Raw genomic sequence first — 19,607 nt, 5'->3', positions numbered from 1 at the left:
TTCCAAACAATCCGCTGGCCCCGACACCGTTTGGGGCCAGCATTTTTATGAGGTGGGTCATGACGGATATTTCTGAAACAGCGCCAAAGATGCCAGACATCCGGCAGCAATATATGTCGCAGATGCGATCCAAACGGATCATGAATATGATCTTGCTGGTGCTTTTCTTTGGGCTGTTGATTTCGGGGTTTCGCACCGCTGATGACCGAAACGCAGGCGGGTTCTGGGACGGGCTTGGCAACGTTTTTGACTTTCCGATGGATGTGTTTAGCGAAGCGGTTGAACGCGCCCATCTGCTGCCTGGTTATTTGCTGAAATACCTTCCGTCATTGATCGAAACGATCAATATTGCCGCCGCTTCCACCTTGTTGGGCGGCCTTCTTGCTTTGGTCTTTTCGCTGCTGGTCACGCGGGGGCTGGCGCCTGTGCCGTGGCTGGTTTCGCCTTTGCGCCGCGTTTTGGATATTTTGCGCGCGGTGCCTGAAATCGTGATCGCGCTGGTGCTGATCTATCTCCTTGGGGGTGGGCCTATTCCGGCGATGATCGCCATTGCGCTGCATACGGTTGGTGCGCTGGGCAAACTGTTTTCCGAGGTGAACGAAAACGCCTCTCTTAAACCCGTCGAAGGGCTTGCCTCGGTCGGGAGCAGCTGGAGCCAGCGTATGTGGCTTGGCGTTGTGCCGCAGGTTGCGCCAAACTACCTCAGCTATGCGTTGCTGCGGTTTGAAATCAACATACGCGCCTCCGCGATCCTTGGTTTTGTCGGGGCAGGGGGCATTGGCTATGACCTGCGCAACACGATGAGCTGGGGACAGGGAAAATTCGACGAAGCCGCCGCCATCTTCCTTTTGCTCTTTCTCACCATTGTGGTCGTCGACCAGATATCCAGCACCCTTCGTAACCGCCTGACCCATGGCGCACGCCTGACGGAGACACACGCATGACCACCGCCGTTCTACACCAAAACGCAAAAATCCGATTTAGCCGCAAACGCATGATGTCCTTTGCAATGCCTGCAGTTGTACTGGCCTATTTCGCTTATATCTTTGTCGCCTTCGACTTTGTCGGCCTTAGCGGTCGGATCAATGTCAAAAACGCAGCGACATTGGTCTCTGACCTGTATAGCTACAAAACCCACGTCACCCGCGACAATCGCAATGGCAAAACCGAAATCGCCATCGAGGGCGAGCGCAAAGGCCGCTATGCCGAGGGCACCAGCCCCGATTGGGTTACGATGGGGGATAACCCCGTTATTGATCTGGAGGATGGGCACATCATCACCTTTGGTGATCAGGTCACCTATGAAATCCCCGATTATGGAACTGTCACCGCCACGCCGGGTGTGGGTGGCGTCAATGCGACCTTCCCCGCGGGGGATCTGCCTGACTATATCAGCACTTCCAAAAACCGTCTGATGATCATCACAGATGCTGGCCGTCTGACCGTGACACGCAACCGCACCGAGGTGTTCAAATATCAAACCGGATGGGAGCTGTTCTTTTTCACGCTCGATAGCCCCTATCACGGGCAAAGCCTCCCCCAGCTGGTATCGGCCGCCTTTGATGGACAGGCAGGCGCAATCTGGAGCGATTTCTGGAACAACAAGATGTGGCGCCACGGCGAGGTCGCTTGGGCCATTGTCGAGACAATCCTTATGGCGTTCCTAGGCACCTTTGGCGCGGCGATCATTGCTTTGCCTTTGGGGTTCCTTGCCGCCAAAAACTTTACCCCGCTGGGTGGCCTTCGGTTTGCGGCCCGTCGCGTGTTTGACTTTTTGCGCGGGGTGGATGGGCTGATTTGGACCATTGTCCTTAGCCGCGCCTTTGGACCTGGCCCGCTGACAGGCGGTCTGGCGATCCTGCTCACCGATACGGGGTCCTTTGGAAAAATGTTCTCGGAGGCCTTGGAAAACGTGGATGGCAAACAGATCGAAGGCGTCGCCTCGACCGGCGCCAAGCCGCTTCAGCGCTATCGCTTTGGGGTGATCCCGCAAATCACACCAGTGTTGCTCAGCCAGATCCTCTATTACTTTGAATCAAACACCCGTTCGGCTACGATCATTGGTGCAATCACAGGGGGCGGCATTGGCCTCTTCCTGACCCAAGCAATCCACACGCAGAAAGACTGGGAAGAAGTGAGCTATTACATCGTTCTTATCGTATTGATGGTCATGGCGATGGATACATTGTCAGGTTGGCTGCGCAGCAAGCTGATCAAAGGGGATGAGGGCGGTCACTGATGGCACGCCTGACTGCTGACAAACCATTCCTGCACCCTGACTGCGAGATAACCGATGCAACCTTTGGCAGATACATCGAAATCGGGCGCGGCAGCCGCGTGGCCCACAGCCATTTGGACGACTACTCCTACTGCGACCGCTACGCCGACATTGCCAATGCCTCCGTGGGCAAATTCAGCAACATCGCGGCCTTTGTGCGGATCGGAGCAACGGACCACCCGATGGAAAAAGCCAGCCAGCATCACTTTCACTATCGCTCGGGCGACTATTTTGACGATGCAACTCATGACGCAGACTGGTTCGCCTTTCGCCAAACCAGACGCGCCGTAATTGGCCATGATACATGGCTAGGCAACGGGGCGCAGGTGCGGCCAGAGGTAACGATTGGCCATGGTGCCGTTGTTGCAGGCGGGGCCATCGTGACCAAAGATGTGCCGCCCTATATGATTGTTGCGGGCATTCCCGCGGTGCCGCTGCGCGCGCGGTTTACCCAATCGGTTGCCGATCGGATGATGGCGCTGGCGTGGTGGGATTGGCCCCATGATGCGCTGCGCACAGCCTTGGATGATTTTCGCGCGATGCAGGCCGAAGCCTTTCTGGAAAAATACGAATAACTATTCCGCAGCGACTGCCCTGTTCGGCTGGTTCGCCATGATACGCCCAGCCAGATCCCCACAGATATGCGACCATCTGCCATTAGCGATGGTGCCTTCAATTTGGCGCGTCTGGCGGTTGCAGATCACCAGATCCGCCCGTTTCCCGTTGGCGATCTCGCCACGGTCATCCAGCCCCATCACCCGCGCTGGCGTTGTCGAAATCATCTGCCACGCTTCGCTGAACGGCATGAGCCCCATATCCGCCAGCCGATGCGCAGCGCGTGCCAGCGAGGGGTAGTGGTAATCGGAAACCAAGACATCACATAGCCCAAGCTTTACCAGATCGGTTGCCGCGATGTTACCGGATTGGGAGCCGCCGCGTACAACGTTAGGGGCGCCCATCAGGATCGGGTCATCATTGGCGCGCGCAACTTGGGCAGGGGCATGATGGGTGGGAAATTCGCAAATGCGCGCACCAATCATGCCGTAATATTCCCGTGTCGCGGCATTTGCGTCATCATGGCTGCCATAGGTGACACCCAGCGCGTCAAAGGCAGCAGACAGGCTGCAAAGATAGCGCGGTACCTGTGCGGCCTTTTGTTTGGTTGCCTTGATCAAGGCAATATGGCCCGCCAAATCGCGGCCCGCGCGTTTGCCCCAAATGGCAAGGCCCTCAGGGTCCGACGTGATCATCTCCATCGCTTCGCCGATGTGATCGTTAAAGATGACATAGTCGATTTTATGTTTGCGCACGGTTTCCAGCAGGCGCTCTTGTGTCTCTACCGTGTGGGTTTCACACCGCAACTGAATGCGAAGATCCGTCAAGGCCTGCGGCTGATAGGCGGCAAGGTCTTCCATAAAGGCCACGGCAAAATCCGGCCCACGGCTTCCCCCTTCCCAAGACCAGCTTTGCGCCATCCACGCGGTTGTGACCCCGTTGGCAGCGGCTTCGCGGTCCACCGATTGCAAACCAACTTCGCTGGGGAACGGAGCGCTAGGGCGGGGCGCAAGGTGGCGCTCAAAGGCGTCGCCGTGCAGATCAATAATGCCGGGTAATATCATGTAGCCTTCCAGCTCTACGTGCCATGGCGCGCAAAGCTGGCTGCGGTCTAGGATACGCCCGTTATCTACGGTCAATTCACCCGAAGTTAGACCGTTTTCGCGCAGGATTTGGCCGCCGGAAAAGCGCATGTTTTGGATATATGACATCGGTTTGCTCAGCCCGTTGAGTTTTTCCAACGTGTAACTTTCGCGTGTATCAGGATTATGACGGGTTACGCGTCAGATAGGGTCAGTGTCACCTTATCTCCGGCAAACCACGTGCGGCCCACTTCGATGGGGATACCGTCCCGATCCGCGTTTATGCTGATTGTCCGAAGAAGCGGCGCGTGTTCACTAATTTGCAGGTGCAGCGCCTGTGTGGCGCTGGCCAGTTTTGCGTTCACACGGGTGGATGTGCGCGTATAGTCGGAAAGCCCAGAAAGAGCCAAAGCGGATGTGACCGAAGTTTCTTCTTTGATGTGGTTCAACAGGTCGGGAAAGCGGTCGGCAGGGAAAACACTGCGAAACAATGCAATAGGTCGCCCCTCGGCCAGCGACAGCCCCTCATAGACATGAACAAGGGCCCCCTCGCTTAGGTGCAGGGCCTCATGCTCGGCTTCCAGCGCCGCCCGTGTGTCTAGCAGCAGAACCTTTTTCGCAGGCGTGCGCCCCGCCGCCCGCAAGTTTTGGTGAAACCGAACACGCCGCCCAATCGGGTAATCCGTAGGTGTCGAGGCCACAAACACACCCGCCCCCCGCCGCGAGATGACCAGCCCCTCATCCGCCAAGGCCGACATCGCATGGCGAACCGTATGACGGTTCACCCCAAAGCGCGCCGCCAGCACCGCTTCGGTGGGGAGCTTGTCACCCTCTCGGTAAATTCCATTGGCGATCTCGCCGCGAATTTCGGTCGCAATGGCTTTCCATACGGGGGTGCGATTGGTCATGTCATGAAAGTTTCATATTGCGGGGGATTGGCAGAAGGGGTGTTGTTGGTTATGATTTGTCTAGTTGTATAGACAACTCCGAAAGGTGTCTAGATGAATATGATGACCGACCCAAACGCGGCGCGAAAAGAATGGTTGAGCCTGTTGGCCAAATCCGCCGCTACCGATCTGGCGCAGCTATGGGAGAGGGCAGAGATGGCGCCCGACTATACCGTGCTGCGCGCCCCTGAGATTGGCAGCGTGATGGTGCGCGGCCGTGCGGGGGCCGTTGGTGCTGCGTTTAACTTGGGCGAAATGACGGTCACGCGGGCCTCGGTCAAGCTGGCCGATGGTACGGTAGGCCACGGATACGTGCAGGGGCGCGGCAAGGATCACGCGCTTCAGGCTGCCTTGGTGGATGCGCTGATGCAGACCGCGTTGGCCGAGCGGGCCGAGGCGGTGATCCTATCCCCGCTGCGCACCGCAAAGGCCAAGCAAAAAGCCAATCGCGCTGCCAAAGCGGCAGCAACCAAAGTTGATTTCTTTACCATGGTCAGAGGAGAAGACTGATGCAGTCTCATATTCTGGAAGGCGGTTTTGCCAACGCCCCCGTCGAGGCCAGCCATGCCTTTCGCGCCGTAATGACCGCGATGGCGCGCCCGGGCGAGATTGTCGAGCTGTCAGGCGCCCAGCCGCCTGCGCCTCTGTCGCCTGCTGCCGGTGCGGTGCTGCTCACCCTGTGCGATCCCGACACGCCAGTCTTTTTGGCGCCCAGCCATGATACGGATGATATCCGCAACTGGATCATCTTTCACACGGGCGCCCCCATCGCGACAGCACAGGATGCGATGTTTGCGGTTGGCGTATGGGCGGATCACCCTCTCGAGGCCTATTCGCGCGGCACTGCGGAATACCCTGATCGCGCGGCAACGCTGATTGTGGAAACCGATGCGCTGGCGAACGCGGGCGCAACCCTTCAGGGGCCAGGGATCAAAGATCAGACCGCCTTGTCCTTGCCAGAAACCCATGCGTTTCAACAGAACGCACGCCTGTTTCCGCTAGGCCTTGATTTCATTTTCACCACCGGCAACCGCCTCGCGGCGTTGCCCCGCACAACACGGGTAAGCTGATGTATGTTGCTGTAAAAGGGGGCGAGCGCGCCATTGATAACGCGCATGCGTGGCTCGCCGAAGAGCGGCGCGGCGATACGTCCATCGCTGAACTCAGCGTGGCGCAAATTCGCGAACAACTGGCGCTGGCCGTCAACCGCGTGATGGCCGAAGGGTCGCTCTTTGATCCCGACCTTGCCGCGCTGGCGATCAAACAATCGCGCGGTGATCTGATCGAGGCAATCTTTCTGATCCGCGCCTATCGCACCACGCTGCCGCGTTTTGGCGGCTCTAATCCCATAGAAACCGATGCCATGGCCTGTGACCGCCGTGTCTCGGCCACATTCAAAGACGCCCCGGGCGGGCAGGTTCTGGGGCCGACGTTTGACTACACCCACCGCCTGCTGGATTTCAAACTCGCCGCGGATGGGGAAGTGCCCGAGGCACAAACCGCCACGCCGCCCGATACCGATACCCCCCACATCATGGCTTTCCTAGATCGCGAAGACCTGATCCAAGCCGAAAAAGCGGGTGATGAAACGCCCCCCGACCTGACCCGAACACCGCTAGAGCTGCCAGCGGACCGCGCCTTGCGGCTGCAATCACTGGCGCGCGGGGATGAGGGGTTTATCCTAGGGATGGCCTATTCCACCCAACGCGGATACGCGCGCAACCACGCCTTTGTGGCCGAGCTGCGCATCGGCACGGTCGCGGTTGAAATGGATATTCCCGAACTGGGTTTTGCCATTGATATTGGCGAAATGACTGTGACGGAGTGTGAAACAGTCAACCAGTTCAAAGGCTCTAAAACCGAGCCGCCGCAATTCACCCGCGGCTATGGTTTGGTGTTCGGAATGAGCGAACGCAAGGCGATCTCAATGGCGCTGGTTGACCGCGCTTTGCGTTGGAAAGAACTCGGCGAAGACGACCTTGGCGCGCCAGCCCAAGACGAGGAATTCGTCCTCTATCACTGCGACAACATTCAGGCGACAGGGTTCTTGGAGCATATCAAGCTTCCCCATTACGTCGATTTCCAATCCGAACTGGAACTGATCCGCAAGCTGCGCCGCGAAGCGCAGGAGAATATCACTCAGGAGGCCGCAGAATGAGCGATTATAACTTTGCCTATCTGGATGAGCAGACCAAACGCATGATCCGCCGCGCGATCCTAAAAGGGCTGGCCATTCCCGGCTATCAGGTGCCTTTTGCCAGCCGCGAAATGCCAATGCCCTATGGCTGGGGCACGGGGGGGGTGCAGGTCTCGGCGGCTGTGTTGACACCAGAGGATACGTTCAAGGTCATCGACCAAGGCGCGGATGACACCACAAACGCGGTTTCCATCCGCCGTTTCTTTCAAAAGACCGCAGGCGTTGCGGTGACCGAAGCCACCAGCGAGGCCAGCGTCATCCAAACCCGCCACCGCATCCCCGAAGAAGAGCTGAGCGCCGATCAAATCCTCGTCTATCAGGTGCCCATCCCCGAACCCTTGCGCTTTCTCGAACCTTCCGAGGTGGAGACCCGCAAGATGCACAGCCTCGAAGAATACGGGCTGATGCATGTGAAACTGTACGAAGACATCAGCCAGCACGGCGACATCGCAACGGCATATGCTTATCCGGTCAAGGTGGAAGGGCGCTATGTGATGGACCCATCCCCGATCCCGAAATTCGACAACCCGAAATTGGAAATGGCGGGTATCCAGCTGTTTGGCGCGGGGCGCGAACAACGTATCTACGCCGTGCCACCCTATACGCAGGTCGTCAGCCTTGATTTCGACGACTACCCGTTCCAACCCACCAAAGCAGACCACTGCTGTGGTCTATGCGGTTCGACCACCAGCTATCTGGACGAATTGATTGTCGATGATCAGGGCGGGCGCATGTTCATGTGCTCGGACACGGATTATTGCGCGAAACGCAGGCGCGAAGGCCATGTCGGCCCCCAAGGTACCCCTCATAAAGAGGACGCAGCATGACCCCTTTGTTACAAGTCGAAAATATCGCAAAGTTTTACGGCCCCCGCATTGGTTGCACCAATGTCTCGTTTGATCTGTACCCTGGTGAGGTGATGGGCATCGTTGGGGAAAGTGGTTCGGGCAAATCAACGCTGCTCAATTGCCTCGCAGGGCACCTCACGCCTGATCGTGGCGCGGTACGGTTTGATACGCGCGCGGATGGGCTGCGCGATACGATCACCATGTCCGACCCCGAACGCCGTATGCTTGGCCGTACGGATTGGGCCTTTGTGCACCAGCATGCCCGCGACGGGCTGCGCATGAATGTGAGCGCGGGAGGCAACGTGGGCGAACGCCTGATGGCTGTGAACGCCCGCCACTACGGGGATATCCGCGCCTCGGCCATTGATTGGCTGGGCCGTGTTGAGATCACCGAAGACCGGATTGATGACCGCCCAACCGCCTTTTCAGGCGGCATGCAGCAACGATTACAGATTGCGCGCAACTTGGTCACGGGGCCGCGTCTGGTGTTTATGGATGAACCGACGGGCGGTTTGGATGTTTCGGTTCAGGCGCGCCTGCTCGACCTTCTGCGCGGCCTTGTCCGCGAGATGAACCTCAGCGCGATCATCGTGACCCATGATCTGGCGGTTGTGCGCCTGCTGGCGGATCGCCTGATGGTGATGAAAGACGGGCATGTCATCGAAACAGGCCTGACCGATCAGGTGCTGGATGATCCCCAGCATGCCTATACCCAGCTCCTTGTTTCCTCAGTTTTGCAGGTTTGATGCTATGATCACGATCGAAAACGTCTCAAAATCCTTTACCCTGCATAATCAGGGTGCCGCCGAAATTCCCGTCATGCAAGGCGCGTCGCTAAACGTGGCTGCGGGGGAATGCGTGGCGCTGGTGGGCGCGTCTGGCGCGGGTAAATCCACGCTGATGCGCATGATCTATGGCAATTACCTAACCGCGTCTGGCCGCATCATGGTGGGCAACGTTGATGTGGCAACAGCCGCTCCGCGCGATATCATCGCCCTGCGCCGCCATACGCTGGGGTATGTTAGCCAGTTCCTGCGCGTTGTTCCGCGCGTCTCGACGCTTGATGTCGTGGCGGAACCTCTTCTCGTTACCGGAACGCCAAAGCAAGACGCGCAAGCCCGCGCCAAAGAGCTGTTGGCGCGGCTCAACATCCCCGAACGGCTCTGGTCGCTCAGCCCGACAACCTTTTCGGGCGGCGAACAGCAGCGCGTGAACATCGCGCGCGGTTTTGCCTATCCTTATCCTGCGCTGTTGCTGGATGAACCCACAGCCAGCCTTGACCCCACCAACCGCGCAACGGTCCTTGCGATGGTGAAAGAGGCCAAACAGCGCGGCGCCGCGATCATCGGTATTTTCCACGATCACGCCGCGCGCGATGAAATCTGTGAGCGCCAGCTGGACGTCACACAATACACGCCGGGCCTAGCAGCATGAGCGGACGCCTCATCGCCATTGTCGGTCCCTCCGGCGTTGGCAAAGACAGCGTAATGGAAGCCCTCGCCGCACAGGCCCCCCGCATCACATTGGTGCGCCGCACCATCACCCGCCCGACCAAAGCAGGGGGAGAGGCGTTTGAAGGGGTCACAACAGCCGAGTTTCTAACCCGCCAGGCCGCTGGCGCCTATGTGTTGAGTTGGCAGGCGCATGATCTGCGCTATGGCATTCCCGCAACCGTTCAGCAGGCGCTGGAGGCGGGGGCGGATCTGCTGGTGAACCTGTCGCGTGGCGTGCTGCTGGAGGCGCAACAAAACTTCCCCCGTTTCGAGGTGATCAATCTGACCGCCACGCGCGAAACCCTAGCGGCGCGCCTGTCTGGACGTGGCCGCGAAACGGCCCAGCAGATCGCCGCGCGGTTGGATCGGGCTGCCTCGGCGATCCCGCCAGAGATCACCGTCACAACTTTTGAAAACAACGGTGTGCTGGATGACACTGTGCAGGCTATCCTCGGCCATCTTTATCCGGATAGGGCATAACGATGCAGCTGATGAAACATCCCATCGCCGTCTTGGCCCATCACCGTGATTGCATCGATCCGAAACGGGGTCTCGGCACTGCGCGACATCTCGGGCGTCAACGCGGCGATTACCTGGTTGGCCGTGGCCTCGGGCAATCGCCCACTCAGCGTCAGGTGAAAATGGAAATCCTCAAAGATGAACGGATAGCCCCAAACCAGCATTTGCTGGTCTTGGCGCGGGGTCAGGCGGGATTTCCGGCGGCGCGCAATATCTGCCGCGCTCAGCGGCGCACTAAAGGGGTCAAACGCCTTGACGATCGCGGTGGCAAAATCGCGCAGCGGCACCAGATCACCCTGCGGGCGCAAGGCGACAAACCCGTTCTCGTGGCGCAGCTCCATTTCGCCAATGCCAAAAGGCGCGTGGACCGCTGCAAAATCAACAGCCGCGCGGTGCAACGCATCAGCACTGGTGCTGGCATCCAGATGGAAGGGCGCCTTCAACGTGCCATGCAATCCGTATTTGCGCGGTGTCTTGGTGATCGCAGCAACATCCAGCCCCTCAAAGGCGGGCATCGGCACGGCACAGCCTGCCGCGCTATCCCATCCCAGCCAGCGCGCTCCAAAATCCGCAAGCGCCCCTGTTGGCGTGAAAAAGATAGCGTAACGTTCAAACATAGAGCCTCCAAAACTGATACTTTCTTATGCCAAAGGCGCGTGACACTGACATGACAGAGCAAACCATTTTCGCCAATGCCAAGCTGATCCTGAATGATGAAATTATTCACGGATCGCTATGCGTAACAGGCGGCAGCATTACCGAGATAAACAGCGGCGCGTCCGTCCCATCCGGTGCATTGGACATGCAGGGGGATTACATCGCCCCTGGTTTGATCGAATTGCACACCGACAACCTCGAGCGCCACCTCTCTCCTCGGCCCAAGGTGGATTGGCCCTATCACGCCGCAATCCTTGCCCATGACCGTGAATTGGCAGGCACGGGGATCACCACGGTTTTTGATGCCATCCGCGTCGGTTCGATTGTTTCAGGGGGAAGCAGGCGATACGGGAAATACGCGCGCCAAATGACGGATCAGATCCTCTCCATGCGGGACCGTGGGCTGCTGCGGATCAGCCACCACATCCACCTGCGCGCCGAGATCTGTTCAGAAACCCTCATCGCTGAGCTGGACGAGTTTTCGCCCCAAGACCGCGTTGGCATTGTCTCGATGATGGATCACACGCCGGGGCAGCGACAGTTCTCTGACCTTAGTAAATTCGAAACCTATGTGCGCGGCAAACACGGGATGAGCGATGTTGAGTTCATCGAACACGTCGCCTTCCTGCATGGGCTACAGGAACGTCTAGGGTCTGATCACGAGGCGGCAACCGTAAAGGCCTCAAAACGTTTGGGCGCAACATTGGCCAGCCACGATGACACAACGCAAGAGCAAGTCGACACCAGCCACGGTTACGGCGTTTCGGTGGCCGAATTTCCAACAACGATAGAAGCGGCACAGGCCTGTCACGCCAATGGGATTGCCACAATCATGGGCGCCCCGAACCTGATCCGCGGGGGATCACATTCGGGAAATGTCGCGGCGTCAGAACTGGCAAAACTGGACCTGCTCGATATCATATCCTCGGATTATGTGCCCGCAGGGTTGCTGATGGCGGCGGTGCAATTAGGCGACCTATGGGGGGATTTGCCGCGCGGCATTCGGACGGTGACGTCCCAACCTGCTCAATCTGTCGGCTTGCAGGATCGCGGCGCGTTGCAGGTGGGGATGCGCGGTGATGTCATTCGGTTTGCATCATTCGACGGCCTGCCGGTTCTGCAAGAAACGTGGTGTGCGGGGCAGCGCGTCTTTTGAGGTGGCAACCACCGTTCGTATGCAAAAAAAGAGGGCCGCGTCACGGGGCCCTCTTTTGTGTTTGATCCGATCACTCGACGGGTTCGTCGTCCAGTAAAATGCGCGCAGCGTTGCCGCTGTCATCATCATATTGGTCCGAGCGCACAGTCCAGATAAACGCGGCAAGGCCAGCAGCCCCAAGGATCAGCGAGATCGGGATCAGGATCACAAGAACATTCATCGGATAAACCTCATGCGTTGGGCATTTGCCAATACGGTAAGCGAAGATAGCGACATTGCCAGCGCCGCCGCAAGAGGGGTCGCAAACCCAGCCAATGCAATGGGCACAGCGATGCAGTTATACACCGCCGCGATGGCAAAGTTCTGCTGCGATAGGCGACGCGTGGCGCGGGCGACATTCACAATCAGGGGCAGCTCGGCAAAGCTGTCTTTTAGGATCACGATGTCGGCGGCATTCCGCGATGCCTCCAACGCGGTTGAGGGCGCAATAGAGGCATGCGCCTGTGCCAAGGCCGCCGTATCGTTCAGCCCGTCACCCACCATCAATACCTGCTCACCTTCGGCGCTCAGCGCCTTGAGGCGGTCGATCTTTGTCTGAGGTGTGGCGTTTGAGATGACGGGTAGCGATAGTTTCTCCGCCAGCGCTTTGGCAGGAAGCTCCGTATCACCCGTCACGATTTCACAAGGCAGATCAAGATCACCAATGGCATCCGCAACACCTGCGCGCAGCGCCTCGGGGACCTCCAGTGCAATTGCGTCTGCATCCCCGACTCGCAGGCATAGCCCGTTGTGATCCGCCTCCAGCCATGGGCCACGGCCCAACTGTACGATCTGCCCTTCAAACGTTCCGCGAACCCCTTGGCCTGCGATTTCTGTGATGTCCGAAACTTGCGCTGCCGTTGTTCTTTTCAACGTGTTCAGCAACGCACGCGACAGCGGGTGGAACGAGGTCTGGGCAAGCGCCTTGGCGATGCTTTTGTCCTGCTCGCTCATGCTGTCGGGCAGTTGAACCGTCGGGCGGGTAAGCGTGCCGGTTTTGTCAAAAACAATGCGCGTGACCTCGGCCAGACGCTCCAGTGCGGTGGCATGGCGCACCAAAAAGCCTGCGTTAAACAGGCGGCTTACCGCAGCGGTAGACACCGCAGGAACAGCAAGCCCCAAAGCACAAGGGCAGGTGATAATCAAAACAGCAATTGCAATGTTTAATGCATGGCGGAAATCGCCCGTGGCAGCCCACCAGCCCAACAGGGCAACCAAAGCCAACGTATGCACCGCAGGCGCATAAATCTGCGCAGCGCGATCGGCCAGCGCGGTATAGCTGTTGCGCGCGTTTTCGGCGGTTTCAACCAAAGCGGCCATGCGCCGCAACGAGGTATCAGCCCCCACAGACATCGCGCGCAGGCGCAGCGGCGCGGTCAGGTTGATCTCGCCCGCTTGCAACATGTCACCTGTGTGCAGGGTCACAGCCGCGCTTTCGCCTGTCAGAACCGAACGATCCATCAAGGCATCGCCAGATAGCAAAACACCATCCACAGCGACCCGCCCACCCGTCGGGACCAAGATAACATCGCCAACTTCCAATTCCGCAACGGGCACAGTGTAGGTCTGCTCACCCACCAAACGCTCGGCGGTATGCACCTCCAGCGCGGTCAGCTCACGCGCAGCTGATCGCGCGGCGCTGCGGGTGCGGTAATCCATATAGCGCCCGATCAGCAAAAAGAAGGTCAGCGACAAGGCCGCGTCGAAATAGGCCTCCGTGCCGCCCTGCAATGTCTCAAACAATGACATCGCCGAGGCCAACAAGATCGCCAGTGAAATCGGCACATCCATATTCAATCGGCGCACCCGCAGGGCAGACCACGCAGATTGGAAAAACGGCTGACCAGAATACAAAACAACAGGCAGCGTAATCGCAGCCGAGATCAGGTGAAACAAATCGCGCGTCGCATCCGTCGCTCCTGACCAAATCGCCACGGAAAACAGCATTACATTCATCATCGCAAAGCCAGCAACAGCCATGCGCATCAACAACCCACGCCCAACACTATCCTGCGCTACCTGCAACGAAGCTGTGTCGAGGGCAAAGACCTCAAACCCAAGATCCTCAACCGCGTTCATGACGTCATCAGGATCAACATCGCCCGTCACCGACAGGCGCTTCATCGACAGGTTCACCCGCACCGCCTGCACACCATTCAGATGCGCCAGGCCGCGTTCGATTTTGCCGATGCAAGCGGCACAATGAACAGTCGGAACCGAAAATTTCATCGCAGGGCCGCTTGCGGTTTCCATCGCTAGCGGTGCAGCAGAACAGGCAGGGCAGGCGGACGTCATTACGGAACCTCTACAATTACACGCTGTTGAAACAAAATACCGTCTTCGCTGCGCGCGCGCAGCCGCAGGTTCCAGTTTCCTGGTCCTGCATCTACTGGCGCGCGCAGGGCGTGGCCGTCAAATTCAAACACAGGCGTCTGATCCTGCTGAACATTCGTCGCACGTCCAAAGGTGGCAGATTCGATCACAGGGTTCACCGGACGCCCATCTTTGGTGATGTTCAACGTCAGGATATCCCCTTCTAGCGAGGCAGACACATCCCAATTCAGGCTCATCTGCGTTGCGCGATCCTCGTCAAATGACTGGCTCGCCACGTAAGAGTTGGACACCTCCAGCCCCGGAAAAGTTTTCACGGCGTTAAACGCAAGAACCAGATTAACCGAGATAATGATGCTAAAGGCAAACACGAATATAGACGCTACATGCCATCCTTTGATTTCTTTGGTCATTTTACTTTCCCGTTAAAGGTGGTGGCGCGGCTGGCGCGGTCACCGGTTGTTAGGTCTTCAACCCATAGACGCAGATCAGTGGTATGCGTCGAGGCAGCGTCATCGCGAGAGCGCGCAGTCACGTAAACCTGCTGGTTCAGTGTCGTATCCGCAGGCACAGTAAAGGTAAGGCCCGCATCCTTCCCAGGCAACTGGATACGCAAGATCGAAGCGCTGGTCAGGCTCATGTGGAACTGGCGTTCCTCACTGGATTTGTTGCGCAGACGCACATCATAGATGTTGCGGATGCCGCCATCGGATTGCAACACATAGGTCGGGTTGCGCACAGGGCTTACCGTTAGTTCGATGTCCGAGCGGATAAACAACGCATAGACAAGGCCAATACCAATGGCAGACCACATCGCAGTATAGATCAGCGTGCGGACGCGGAAGATATGCTGCCACAAGGGGCGCGGCGGTTTGCCTGCGCGTTCGGCTGGCTCATCCGTCAGGGCCATATAATCGATCAAACCACGTGGTTTGCCGATTTTGGCCATCACGTCATCGCAGGCATCAATACAGAGGGCGCAGGTAATACACTCCATCTGCTGACCATCACGAATATCAATCCCCATGGGGCAAACGTTTACGCAGGCCATGCAATCAATGCAGTCGCCGGTTGATTTGTCACGGGGTTTGCCGCGCGGCTCACCGCGCCAGTCACGGTAGGTCACGGTGATGGTGTCAGGGTCCATCATCGCGGCCTGAATCCGTGGCCATGGGCACATGTAGATACAGACCTGCTCGCGCATGAAACCGCCAAAAACAAAGGTGGTCAGGGTCAGCACGGCAATGGTGATATAGGCAACGGGGTGGGCGGTGCCGTTCAACAGGTTCCCGAACAGGGTTGGCGCATCGGTAAAGTAGAATACCCAAGCCCCACCAGTCGCCATCGCAATGGCGAGCCACACGGTCCACTTAACCAGCCGCAGACGCCACTTTTTAAAGTCCCACTTGGCGCGGTGCAATCTTACGCGCGCGTTGCGATCCCCCTCGATCCAGCGTTCCACCAGAATGAACAGGTCGGTCCAAACGGTCTGCGGGCAGGTATAGCCACACCAGACGCGGCCCAAGGCCGAGGTGAACAAAAACAGCCCCAGCCCCGCCATGATGAGCAGACCCGCGACAAAGTAAAACTCATGCGGCCAAATCTCGATCCAAAGGAAATAGAAACGACGATTCGCCAGATCAATCAGAACCGCCTGATCAGGCAGGTTCGGCCCCCGATCCCAACGCAACCAAGGCGTTAGATAATAAATTCCGAGGGTTAGCGCCATAATCCACCATTTTAAACGGCGAAAAACGCCGGATACACGGCGTGGAAAGATTGGCTCGCGGGCGCTGTAGAGGGAAGGTGTAGACATGAGAAACCTCTTAATGATGTCTCTCAGATAGATCTTTGCAGTTTCGTCTGCGTTGATCTGGATCAACAATGCCCCCCGAAAGGGGCACCGTTGCGATTTTTAGCGATTACTCGCCGCCGCCCAAGTTGTGAACGTATACGGCAACCGCGCTTACGTCCTCATCCGATAGGCGCTGACCCCATGCTGGCATCACACCAAAGCGCGAGTATTTGACCGTCTGTTTGATGGTCGCAGCATCGCCACCATAAAGCCAGATCGCATCCGCTAGGTTTGGCGCACCGGTTTCGCGGTCCCCCGTGCCTGCTTCCATGTGGCAAGAGCTACAGTTGTCTTCATAGACAACCGCACCAGCAGTGACCATTGCTTCGTCCTCGGCTGGGCCAGACAGGCTGCCCACAAAGGCAACAACCTGATCGATCTCTTCCTCGCTGAGGATTTCACCAAAGGCAGGCATCTCGGACCAACGCGCATCGCCGTCGGTCTCGTTGCGGATACCGTGGTCGATGGTGGCTACGATGGTTTCAAGGTCGCCACCCCAAAGCCAGTCATCGTCGCGCAGGTTTGGATAGCCCTTGGCACCCGCAGCACCAGAACCGTGGCACTGGCTACACTGGGCGCGGAAAACCGAACCACCGCGCGCAACCGCATAACGGTGCAGGTCGTCACCTGGTTTGAGCGCTGTCAGATCAGCCGCCAGCAGCTCTTCGACCAAGGCGTTGTTCTTGGCTTCATGGGCAACAATGTCCTCGGCAACCTGAGCGCGCGTGGAAAAGCCCAGCATGCCCTTGGTTGCACCCGAAATCATTGGCCATGCAGGATATGCGACAGTATAGGCAACACCCCAGATGATACAGGCATATAGGGTCCACAACCACCAACGCGGCAGCGGGTTGTTCAGCTCTTTGATGCCGTCCCACTCGTGGCCAGTGGTTTCGACACCGGTTGTTTCATCCACTTTCTTCTTAGTCATGGTTCAGTGCCTCCATGTTGCGGGACAAGCCCTTGGACGCAGTGTCGGTGGATGTACCGGCGCAGTCGTCATTGTCGTTACGAAAGGGGATCATGCTTGCGTCTTCGCGTGCAGCGCGTTGGCTGGGCAAAAAGGCCCAGACGGCGGCGCCTGAGAAAAAGACGAACATCGCAAGCAAAACCCAGCTGTCAGCGATTTCCCTGAGAAGAGAATAGGTGTCCATAAGTCAGTCTCCTATCGGCTGTCGGCAGGGGTGAAGGTCGAGAAATCAACCATTGTGCCCAAGACCTGAAGATATGCGATCATGGCATCCATTTCGGTCAGCTCTGCCTGACCGTCAAAGTTACCAACTGCCGCGCCGGGATAGCGCTCTAGCAGATCGTCCCAATCCGCGTCAGGATCGGCCTGCGCGTTGAAATCCGCATAGGCAGCTTCAATCTGCTGATCGCTATAAGGCACACCAACCAAACGGTGCGTCTTGAGCAGATCCTCTACATATTCGCCGTCAATCTTGGTTTCAGCCAAGAACGCGTATTTGGGCATGACACTTTCTGGAACCACAGATTGCGGGTCCAGAAGGTGATCCATGTGCCACGCATCCGAATAACGGCCACCCACACGTGCCAGATCAGGACCCGTACGTTTGGACCCCCATTGGAACGGGTGGTCATACATGGATTCAGCCGCCAACGAATAGTGGCCATAGCGTTCGACTTCGTCGCGCATCGGGCGGATCATCTGGCTGTGGCAGACATAGCAGCCTTCGCGCACATAGATGTCACGGCCCGCCAACTCGAGAGGAGAGTAGGGGCGCACGCCCTCTACTTCCTCAATTGTGTTTTCGAGCCAGAACAAAGGTGCGATTTCTACAATCCCACCGATTGCGACAACCACCAAAGAGAACCCCAGAAGCAGCGTAGGGCTGCGCTCCAGAATGGCGTGTTTATCAAGAAATGCCATTGTTTTTATCCTTATTCAGCAGGTGTAGCATTAAGAGGGGTAGGGAGGTTCGCGGTGGCAGGTTTGCCACCCCGAATTGTCATCCACATGTTCCAGCACATCACGACCGCACCAGCGAGGAACAAAACCCCACCCAAACCGCGCACGACATACATTGGGAACTTGGCGCTGACGGTGTCCGCGAACGAGTTGACAAGGAAACCCTGGTCATCAACTTCGCGCCACATCAAACCTTCCATGATGCCCGATACCCACATCGAAGAGGCGTATAGAACGATCCCCAATGTCGCGAGCCAGAAGTGCCAGTTGATCGCAGACATCGAATGCATCTGCTTGCGGCCCCACAAACGTGGCGTGAGGAAGTAGAGCGCACCAAAGGTGATCATCCCGTTCCAACCCAGCGCACCCGAGTGTACGTGGCCAATGGTCCAGTCCGTATAGTGCGACAGGCTGTTCACAGCGCGGATCGACATCATCGGACCCTCGAATGTGGACATACCGTAGAAACCAAGCGACAGAACGAACATCCGCAAGATCGGATCGGTCCGCAGCTTGTCCCATGCGCCTTGCAGCGTCATCAGACCGTTGATCATACCGCCCCAGCTTGGCATCCAAAGAACGATCGAGAAAACCATGCCCAACGTCGCTGCCCAGTCAGGCAAAGCGGTGTAGTGCAGGTGGTGTGGACCCGCCCAGATGTACAAGAAAATCAGCGCCCAAAAGTGGATGATGGATAATTTGTAGCTGTAAACCGGACGCTCGGCCTGCTTTGGAACGAAATAATACATCATCCCCAAGAAACCCGCAGTCAGGAAGAAGCCAACGGCGTTGTGACCATACCACCACTGCGTCATCGCATCCTGAACACCCGAAAAGACCTGAACAGATTTGCTGCCCCAGATGCTCACCGGAATGCTGAGGTTGTTGACGAGGTGCAGCATTGCAACCGTTACGATGAACGCAAGGAAGAACCAGTTCGCAACATAGATGTGCTTCTCACGGCGCTTGATGATCGTGCCCATGAAAACAGCCAGATAGGTTACCCAGATGATGGTCAGCCAGATATCTACATACCATTCAGGCTCGGCGTATTCCTTTGACTGGGTCGAGCCCAGCAAATAACCCGTCGCCGCCAGAACGATGAACAACTGATAGCCCCAGAATACGAACCACCCCGCGTTGCCACCCCAAAGGCGCGCACCGCTGGTCCGCTGAACAATGTAAAAAGACGTCGCAATCAAGGCGTTCCCGCCAAAGGCAAAAATCACCGCACTGGTGTGCAGCGGGCGAAGCCTACCAAAGTTCGTGAACGGCTGACCCCAGTCAAAGTTCAGCTCGGGGAAAGCCAGCTGAAACGCGATGAACGTCCCAACCAAAAATCCGGCGATGCCCCAAAAGGCCGTCGCAATGACGCCCGCACGGACAACACCGTCTTCGTAAAGACCCTGATTATCGACAACGACCACCGGTTCATCCGTTTGACGCAAAACGCGTATAAACATGAAAGCGGCGATCAACATGATCAGAATCGCATGGAGTTGATAGGCTAGATCGCGTGCCCAGCTACTGGCAAGTGCCGCAAAAAGCGTCACTAAACCAAGGAGCACAAGTTTTACATAGTTCATAGAGTACCCTCGCAATGGCAACAGTGCGCGTAAGACGCATGTTGTTCTTGATGGGGGTTTTATGTGAATGCGGGGGCAGGCTCTTTGATCTGGATCAATACGTGCGGTGTTTGGGAAACTAATTCACAAGCGCA

Annotated in this window: 22 protein-coding genes; 11 read left to right on the top strand and 11 right to left on the bottom strand. The window is 57.5% G+C overall.

Going from position 1 to position 19,607, the window contains the following annotated elements:
* The first annotated feature begins 59 nt into the window (after positions 1-59).
* From phnE (Z948_RS0104720) to Z948_RS0104710, 3 genes are read left to right on the top strand one after another with little or no spacing between them, the layout of a single operon-like run.
* Positions 60-944 (top strand): phosphonate ABC transporter, permease protein PhnE, encoded by an 885-nt coding sequence (gene phnE / locus Z948_RS0104720; RefSeq protein WP_025058424.1) that lies wholly within the window; start codon positions 60-62, stop codon positions 942-944.
* Positions 941-2,239 carry a phosphonate ABC transporter, permease protein PhnE gene (gene phnE, locus Z948_RS0104715; protein ID WP_025058423.1) on the top strand — a complete coding sequence of 433 codons (1,299 nt, stop codon included), beginning with the start codon at positions 941-943 and terminating at the stop codon, positions 2,237-2,239. The genes phnE (Z948_RS0104720) and phnE (Z948_RS0104715) overlap by 4 nt, the downstream gene beginning before the upstream one ends.
* Positions 2,239-2,853 (top strand): LbetaH domain-containing protein, encoded by a 615-nt coding sequence (locus Z948_RS0104710; protein WP_025058422.1) that lies wholly within the window; start codon positions 2,239-2,241, stop codon positions 2,851-2,853. Before phnE (Z948_RS0104715) ends, Z948_RS0104710 begins: the two co-directional genes overlap by 1 nt.
* On the opposite strand, the gene Z948_RS0104705 is transcribed toward Z948_RS0104710, so the two are convergent.
* Both Z948_RS0104705 and phnF read right to left on the bottom strand, forming a co-directional pair.
* Positions 2,854-4,044 carry an alpha-D-ribose 1-methylphosphonate 5-triphosphate diphosphatase gene (locus tag Z948_RS0104705; protein WP_025058421.1) on the bottom strand — a complete coding sequence of 397 codons (1,191 nt, stop codon included), beginning with the start codon at positions 4,042-4,044 and terminating at the stop codon, positions 2,854-2,856.
* A gap of 65 nt (positions 4,045-4,109) precedes the next feature.
* Positions 4,110-4,823: a phosphonate metabolism transcriptional regulator PhnF gene (phnF, locus tag Z948_RS0104700; RefSeq protein WP_025058420.1), complete on the bottom strand. Its 714-nt coding sequence runs from the start codon at positions 4,821-4,823 to the stop codon at positions 4,110-4,112.
* Positions 4,824-4,916: 93 nt separating this feature from the next.
* Between phnF and phnG the strand changes: the two genes are divergently transcribed.
* The 7 genes from phnG to phnN are packed head-to-tail and all read left to right on the top strand — an operon-like array spanning position 4,917 to position 9,880.
* Positions 4,917-5,372 carry a phosphonate C-P lyase system protein PhnG gene (phnG, locus tag Z948_RS0104695; RefSeq protein WP_025058419.1) on the top strand — a complete coding sequence of 152 codons (456 nt, stop codon included), beginning with the start codon at positions 4,917-4,919 and terminating at the stop codon, positions 5,370-5,372.
* On the top strand, positions 5,372-5,932 hold the full coding sequence (phnH, locus tag Z948_RS0104690) for a phosphonate C-P lyase system protein PhnH (RefSeq protein ID WP_025058418.1): 561 nt from the start codon (positions 5,372-5,374) through the stop codon (positions 5,930-5,932). Before phnG ends, phnH begins: the two co-directional genes overlap by 1 nt.
* Positions 5,932-7,020 carry a carbon-phosphorus lyase complex subunit gene (locus Z948_RS0104685; protein ID WP_025058417.1) on the top strand — a complete coding sequence of 363 codons (1,089 nt, stop codon included), beginning with the start codon at positions 5,932-5,934 and terminating at the stop codon, positions 7,018-7,020. The genes phnH and Z948_RS0104685 overlap by 1 nt, the downstream gene beginning before the upstream one ends.
* Entirely contained in the window at positions 7,017-7,886 is an 870-nt protein-coding gene (locus tag Z948_RS0104680; RefSeq protein WP_025058416.1) for an alpha-D-ribose 1-methylphosphonate 5-phosphate C-P-lyase PhnJ, read from the top strand. The genes Z948_RS0104685 and Z948_RS0104680 overlap by 4 nt, the downstream gene beginning before the upstream one ends.
* Positions 7,883-8,653 (top strand): phosphonate C-P lyase system protein PhnK, encoded by a 771-nt coding sequence (gene phnK, locus Z948_RS0104675; protein ID WP_025058415.1) that lies wholly within the window; start codon positions 7,883-7,885, stop codon positions 8,651-8,653. Before Z948_RS0104680 ends, phnK begins: the two co-directional genes overlap by 4 nt.
* A gap of 4 nt (positions 8,654-8,657) precedes the next feature.
* On the top strand, positions 8,658-9,341 hold the full coding sequence (gene phnL, locus Z948_RS0104670) for a phosphonate C-P lyase system protein PhnL (protein ID WP_025058414.1): 684 nt from the start codon (positions 8,658-8,660) through the stop codon (positions 9,339-9,341).
* Positions 9,338-9,880, top strand: coding sequence for a phosphonate metabolism protein/1,5-bisphosphokinase (PRPP-forming) PhnN (gene phnN / locus Z948_RS0104665; RefSeq protein WP_025058413.1), 543 nt, complete (start codon positions 9,338-9,340; stop codon positions 9,878-9,880). Before phnL ends, phnN begins: the two co-directional genes overlap by 4 nt.
* Here the strand turns inward: phnN and Z948_RS0104660 are convergent.
* Positions 9,862-10,536 (bottom strand): DUF1045 domain-containing protein, encoded by a 675-nt coding sequence (locus tag Z948_RS0104660; RefSeq protein ID WP_025058412.1) that lies wholly within the window; start codon positions 10,534-10,536, stop codon positions 9,862-9,864. The two genes, phnN and Z948_RS0104660, sit on opposite strands and share 19 nt — an antisense overlap.
* Positions 10,537-10,586: 50 nt before the next feature.
* On the opposite strand from Z948_RS0104660, the gene Z948_RS0104655 reads away from it, so the two are divergent.
* A complete protein-coding gene (locus tag Z948_RS0104655; RefSeq protein WP_025058411.1) occupies positions 10,587-11,732 on the top strand; it encodes an alpha-D-ribose 1-methylphosphonate 5-triphosphate diphosphatase in 1,146 nt (381 codons plus the stop codon).
* A 70-nt stretch (positions 11,733-11,802) separates the two neighbouring features.
* Here Z948_RS0104655 and ccoS read toward each other — a convergent pair whose 3' ends face one another.
* The 8 genes from ccoS to ccoN form a co-directional block, all read right to left on the bottom strand.
* Positions 11,803-11,952 (bottom strand): cbb3-type cytochrome oxidase assembly protein CcoS, encoded by a 150-nt coding sequence (ccoS, locus tag Z948_RS0104650; protein ID WP_025058410.1) that lies wholly within the window; start codon positions 11,950-11,952, stop codon positions 11,803-11,805.
* Complete coding sequence (locus Z948_RS0104645) at positions 11,949-14,066, bottom strand: heavy metal translocating P-type ATPase (protein WP_025058409.1); 2,118 nt, start codon at positions 14,064-14,066, stop codon at positions 11,949-11,951. The genes ccoS and Z948_RS0104645 overlap by 4 nt, the downstream gene beginning before the upstream one ends.
* Positions 14,066-14,515: a FixH family protein gene (locus Z948_RS0104640; RefSeq protein ID WP_025058408.1), complete on the bottom strand. Its 450-nt coding sequence runs from the start codon at positions 14,513-14,515 to the stop codon at positions 14,066-14,068. The genes Z948_RS0104645 and Z948_RS0104640 overlap by 1 nt, the downstream gene beginning before the upstream one ends.
* Positions 14,512-15,918 (bottom strand): cytochrome c oxidase accessory protein CcoG, encoded by a 1,407-nt coding sequence (ccoG, locus tag Z948_RS0104635; protein ID WP_025058407.1) that lies wholly within the window; start codon positions 15,916-15,918, stop codon positions 14,512-14,514. The genes Z948_RS0104640 and ccoG overlap by 4 nt, the downstream gene beginning before the upstream one ends.
* Before the next feature lie 106 nt (positions 15,919-16,024).
* Positions 16,025-16,888, bottom strand: a complete 864-nt coding sequence (ccoP, locus tag Z948_RS0104630) for a cytochrome-c oxidase, cbb3-type subunit III (RefSeq protein WP_025058406.1) — start codon at positions 16,886-16,888, stop codon at positions 16,025-16,027.
* Positions 16,881-17,111 carry a CcoQ/FixQ family Cbb3-type cytochrome c oxidase assembly chaperone gene (locus Z948_RS0104625; protein ID WP_025058405.1) on the bottom strand — a complete coding sequence of 77 codons (231 nt, stop codon included), beginning with the start codon at positions 17,109-17,111 and terminating at the stop codon, positions 16,881-16,883. The genes ccoP and Z948_RS0104625 overlap by 8 nt, the downstream gene beginning before the upstream one ends.
* Before the next feature lie 11 nt (positions 17,112-17,122).
* On the bottom strand, positions 17,123-17,848 hold the full coding sequence (gene ccoO / locus Z948_RS0104620) for a cytochrome-c oxidase, cbb3-type subunit II (RefSeq protein WP_025058404.1): 726 nt from the start codon (positions 17,846-17,848) through the stop codon (positions 17,123-17,125).
* 11 nt (positions 17,849-17,859) lie between these two features.
* On the bottom strand, positions 17,860-19,473 hold the full coding sequence (ccoN, locus tag Z948_RS0104615; protein ID WP_025058403.1) for a cytochrome-c oxidase, cbb3-type subunit I: 1,614 nt from the start codon (positions 19,471-19,473) through the stop codon (positions 17,860-17,862).
* Positions 19,474-19,607: the final 134 nt, after the last annotated feature.

Source organism: Sulfitobacter donghicola DSW-25 = KCTC 12864 = JCM 14565 (assembly GCF_000622405.1).
Classification (GTDB): domain Bacteria; phylum Pseudomonadota; class Alphaproteobacteria; order Rhodobacterales; family Rhodobacteraceae; genus Sulfitobacter; species Sulfitobacter donghicola.
This window is presented reverse-complemented; position numbering and strand designations above follow the sequence as displayed.